The organism is Staphylococcus sp. 231237_7MaSpsaltlick (genome assembly GCF_043107035.1).
In genome coordinates this window covers 1-1,736 of record NZ_JBICNX010000106.1, presented here as the reverse complement: position 1 = coordinate 1,736, position 1,736 = coordinate 1, and the positions used below count along the sequence as shown (strand labels likewise).

Sequence of the window (1,736 nt, the reverse complement as noted above, 5' to 3'; positions counted from 1 at the left end):
CTAAAGCACTGCAAGAAAAAGTTTATATCGAATATGACAAAGTGAAAGCAGATACTTGGGACAGACGTAATATGCGTGTTGAATTTAATCCAAATAAACTTACACATGAAGAAATGATTTGGTTAAAACAGAACATCATCGACTACATGGAAGATGACGGTTTTACAAGATTAGATTTAGCTTTTGATTTTGAAGATGATTTGAGTGATTACTATGCAATGACTGATAAAGCAGTTAAGAAAACTATTTTTTACGGTCGCAATGGTAAACCAGAAACAAAGTATTTTGGTGTGAGAGATAGCAATAGATTTATTAGAATTTACAATAAAAAGCAAGAACGTAAAGACAATGCAGATGTTGAAGTTATGTCTGAACACTTATGGCGTGTAGAAATTGAACTTAAAAGAGATATGGTGGATTATTGGAATGATTGTTTTAATGATTTACATATCTTGAAACCAGATTGGACTTCGCCAGAAAAATTAAATGAACAAGCAATGGTTTACATGTTAATTCATGAAGAAGGCAAATGGGGAGAATTGAATAAGAGAACTAAATATAAATATAAAAAAATACTCAAAGAAATATCTCCAATTGATTTAACTGAAATAATGAAATTGACTTTACGAGAAAACGAAAAACAATTGCAAAAGCAGATTGATTTTTGGCAGCGTGAATTTAGATTTTGGGAGTGAAAAAACAATGAGGACTGAAAAAGAAATTTTAAATTTAGTTTCTGAATTTGCTTATCAACGAAGCAATGTAAAAATTATTGCTCTCGAGGGTTCAAGAACTAATGAAAATATAAAAAAAGATAAGTTTCAAGATTATGATTTTGCTTTTTTCGTATCAGATATTGAGAGTTTCACACATGAAGAAAGTTGGTTAAGTTTATTTGGAGAATTATTGTTTATACAGAAACCAGAAGATATGGAATTATTCCCACCTGATTTAGATTATGGTTACAGTTATATAATGTATTTTAAAGATGGCATAAAAATGGATATTACATTAATTAATTTAAAAGATTTAAATCGTTATTTTAGTGATTCTGATGGTCTTGTAAAAATTTTAGTTGATAAAGATAATTTAGTAATTCAAGAAATTGTTCCAGATGACTCAAATTATTGGTTAAAAAAACCAACAGAACGAGAATTTTATGATTGCTGTAATGAGTTTTGGAGTGTCTCAACGTATGTAGCAAAGGGTGTTTTTAGAAGAGAAATATTATTTGCTTTAGATCATTTCAATAATATTTTACGTCCTGAATTATTAAGAATGATTTCTTGGTATATTGGCTTTAATAGGGGTTTTGATTTTAGTTTAGGAAAGAATTATAAGTTTATAAACAAATATTTAACTGATAAAGAATTCAATATGTTTTTAGCTACTTTTGAGATGAATGGATATAGAAAGACATACCAATCTTTTAAGCTTTGTTGTGAATTATTTAAATATTATTCAAATAAAGTAAGTTGTTTAGGAAATTATAACTATCCAAATTACGAAAAAAATATTGAGAATTTTATTCGTAATAATTATGAGAATTAATTTTATTAGCAACCACATTTTTGGTTACTTTTGTTTTGATTTTGAATTTGGTTTTGAACTATGAGTGGCTAGCATTTTGCCACTCATTTTTGCCTAAGCAAAAACATAAAGGGTATGGGAATATTACCATCAAGCCGGTATATTCAGAACGAAGTGGCTAGAATATACGACGCTTGCCAAACCAC

Annotated in this window: 2 protein-coding genes; both read left to right on the top strand. The window is 28.3% G+C overall.

The features are described from left to right. On the top strand, positions 1 to 695 hold a 695-nt coding region (locus ACF91D_RS30130; protein ID WP_392438408.1), incomplete at its 5' end, for a replication initiation factor domain-containing protein. Between the two features lie 7 nt (positions 696 to 702). Continuing rightward, positions 703 to 1,551: a streptomycin adenylyltransferase Str gene (gene str, locus ACF91D_RS30125; RefSeq protein WP_154409731.1), complete on the top strand. Its 849-nt coding sequence runs from the start codon at positions 703 to 705 to the stop codon at positions 1,549 to 1,551. The last annotated feature ends 185 nt before the right edge of the window (positions 1,552 to 1,736 follow it).